Below are 2,700 nucleotides of genomic sequence, written 5' to 3'. Positions count from 1 at the left end.
CAAGTTCGGCGACAAGGCCGCCTGGGATCCCTACATCAAGACCGGCATGGACGCCATGGTGAAGGTCGCCATGCAAGCCGCGGGCGCAGGCGCGGCGGCGGCTGCTGCGGGAGCGGCGGCCGGGGCGGCATCCGCTTCCTTCTTGTCGCCTTCCGCGGCCGGAGCGGCGGGTTCGGGCAGCGAGCCGCCCGACTTGTTGGCCATGTAGACCACCGCGCGCGCGACTTCGTAGTCGGACAGCGCGGGGTTGCCGCCCTTGGCGGGCATGCCGCCCTTGCCGTGCAGGGCCACGTTCAGCATGGCGTCGTAGCCGGCCTTGATGAACGGAGCCCACGCGCCGTTGTCGCCGACCTTGGGGGCACCCGCCACGCCGGCGGTGTGACAGGCCGTACAGACGGTGGAGAAAACCTGTTCGCCGGTCTTGAAGACCTTGGGGGCATTGGCATCGACCAAGGCAAAACCCGCGACTGGGGCGATGCGCTTGGTGACGGCTTCGTTGGACATCGTATCCGAACCGGCCCCTACCTTGGTGCCCGAAGCCACCATGTTCACCAGTAGGATGATGATGGCGATGGGAACCACGAAAGACAGTACGACCGTGACGATCAGTTGCTTCGGGGTTTTGATGGGGGAGGAGTGCTCTTCTATGTGTTCCTGCTCGTTGCTCATGACCAAATCCTGCTAACGGGTACCGGGGGCGCCTGGCGGCGGCAACAGAAAATCAGTACTGCACAAGTCGGCGGCGATGATGGCCCGCCTTGCAAGCAAACGCTGGATTATATAACGGTGTCATAGACACGGGGCCAATGCAACTGCCGGGGTTTTCGCTGAGTTTGGCGGAAGATTTGATCCGCTCCATGCAGTTCCCGGAAAACTAGGTACAATACCGCCTCCTTGCACTGCGCCCGTAGTTCAATGGATAGAATGAGAGTTTCCGAAGCTCTTGATACAGGTTCGATTCCTGTCGGGCGCGCCATCGAATCAAGGACTTAGGTCCGGCGCGGGGCCATTGTGTGCCCAAAACGCCAAGCCCATCCGCCAGGACGGGCCGCCAGGGTCCCTCCGCCGTGCAAGCCCACGGCGGCATATTCAAGAAAACGCCCCCCCTTCCGCCGCGTATCAGCAGTTTCGTGGATTGGCCAATGCCAGACGTGATCCAATGTGGAACGCTGCGGGATCCGTCGGAAAAAAATACCCTGCCGTCCGTCGATTACAGGCAATTCCCCCGCAGGAAAACACGACCTTCCGCGATGCGCCTTGCGGTCCGTTCTATTGCGGCCTGTTCAACATGCCATTCGTTGCCGCACCGCGCCACGCTGGCATCGACGTGGATAACACCGCTTGGATGCCCGAACGTATAACGTCTCGGGCCCGGCGCGCCGCACAATTGCGCAGGAAGGCTGCCGGAGATTCCACAAGCCATGCCGGTCGTGACCGTGACCGTGCCGGCCAAGGTTTTACTGGCGGAGCCGGAGGCGTACTGTCTGCACACGAGGTCCAGGCGATCGGCGCTGATCAGTTCGCCCGTCGTGCACGTATGGTAATCGCGCGGCTTTTGCAGCATTACCAGCATCGGCGTGGAAGGGGCGCTGCGCTGGTGCCAATAGTCGCTCAATCCCAGGCGGATAGCGACCTCGCGACGCAATGCGTCCATGTGGGCACGAAGCGCAAGATCGCTATCGATGACCAGGGGATCTTCTGTGCCGGATAGTCCGAAGGACTCGGCGCGGGCGTAGATGACGAGATTCGCGCCATCCACGACGGATACCGTCACGCTTTCTCTGCCTGGAACGGCGATCTCTGTCTGCACTTCTCCGAAGGGCAGCAGCCGGCCCGTGATTGCGCCGACTGCCCGCGAGAAATCCAGCGCTATGGGCGCGCCACGCCCAGGAACCCCGCCGATCTGCAAATCGCCCTGCGTGATGGACCTGCGTCGACGTTGTCGGGGCGCTGACATGGACGATCCGATCTGTGTTCAGGTTGTGAACTCGTACCAGCGTATGTCCGTCCCGCGGCGTGACCAGGCCGCTTTCAATCGCGTATACCCCGGCGGCAGCCGTCAGGTTGCCGCAGTTCAGGTTGTAATCGACTTCCGGGGCCAGGATGCCGACCTGGCCGAAGAGATAGCTGACGTCGCTGTCTTCGCGGCGTGGCGGGCCCATGATGGCAGCCTTGCTGGTCAGTTTGTCGGCTCCGCCCAAGCCATCGATCTGGCGGCGGTCGGGGCTGCCAAAGATGTCGAGCAATAGGGTCGTCAGCGATTCACGGTCGGCAGGAACATCGGATTCCCGGAGAAAGATTCCTTTGCTCGTGCCGCCGCGCATCATGACGAATGGCAAGCTGTCCGGAGTGTGCATCGTGCAGGCCCAAAGAGGTGTTTTGCGTGATCCGATCGCCTCACGGTGCAGGCTGTCGGCATAGCAGACACTCTACGCAAGTTGCGAGCCCTTGCGGACGCAGCAGGCGGGGGAACCGGTCCATATAGTGAAAATCCCGCTTCAATGGAAAAACCGGCCCGAAGGCCGGTTCGTTGTGAGTGGAGACCGGGAATTACAAATTGCCGGCCAGTTCCGGCACCACCTGGAACAGGTCGCCCACCAGGCCGTAGTCGGCCACGCCGAAGATCGGGGCTTCCGGATCCTTGTTGATGGCGACGATGACCTTGGAATCCTTCATGCCGGCCAGATGCTGGATGGCACC

1 protein-coding gene, 1 tRNA gene and 3 pseudogenes are annotated in these 2,700 nt (G+C 62.1%); 1 reads left to right on the top strand and 4 read right to left on the bottom strand.

Going from position 1 to position 2,700, the window contains the following annotated elements:
* Positions 1 to 75: 75 nt before the first annotated feature.
* Positions 76 to 669 (bottom strand): annotated as a pseudogene (locus tag AVE30378_RS33070) (c-type cytochrome); the annotation flags it as partial.
* A 232-nt stretch (positions 670 to 901) separates the two neighbouring features.
* Between AVE30378_RS33070 and AVE30378_RS32385 the strand changes: the two are divergent.
* A tRNA-Arg gene (locus AVE30378_RS32385) sits at positions 902 to 976 on the top strand.
* A 234-nt stretch (positions 977 to 1,210) separates the two neighbouring features.
* Here AVE30378_RS32385 and AVE30378_RS32975 read toward each other — a convergent pair.
* The 3 genes and pseudogenes from AVE30378_RS32975 to AVE30378_RS32370 all read right to left on the bottom strand — a co-directional run.
* Positions 1,211 to 1,957 (bottom strand): 2-methylaconitate cis-trans isomerase PrpF family protein, encoded by a 747-nt coding sequence (locus AVE30378_RS32975; protein WP_244235206.1) that lies wholly within the window; start codon positions 1,955 to 1,957, stop codon positions 1,211 to 1,213.
* Positions 1,958 to 1,979: 22 nt separating this feature from the next.
* Positions 1,980 to 2,324 (bottom strand): annotated as a pseudogene (locus tag AVE30378_RS33195) (PrpF domain-containing protein); the annotation flags it as partial.
* Positions 2,325 to 2,550: 226 nt separating this feature from the next.
* A pseudogene (locus tag AVE30378_RS32370) lies at positions 2,551 to 2,700 on the bottom strand (electron transfer flavoprotein subunit alpha/FixB family protein); the annotation flags it as partial.

This window comes from Achromobacter veterisilvae (assembly GCF_900496975.1).
GTDB lineage: Bacteria > Pseudomonadota > Gammaproteobacteria > Burkholderiales > Burkholderiaceae_B > Achromobacter > Achromobacter veterisilvae.
This window is presented reverse-complemented; position numbering and strand designations above follow the sequence as displayed.

Excerpts from the sequence above, each read along its gene's own strand:
- AVE30378_RS32975 (WP_244235206.1), bottom strand. The coding sequence starts at position 1,957 with ATGTCAGCGCCCCGACAACGTCGACGCAGGTCCATCACGCAGGGCGAT.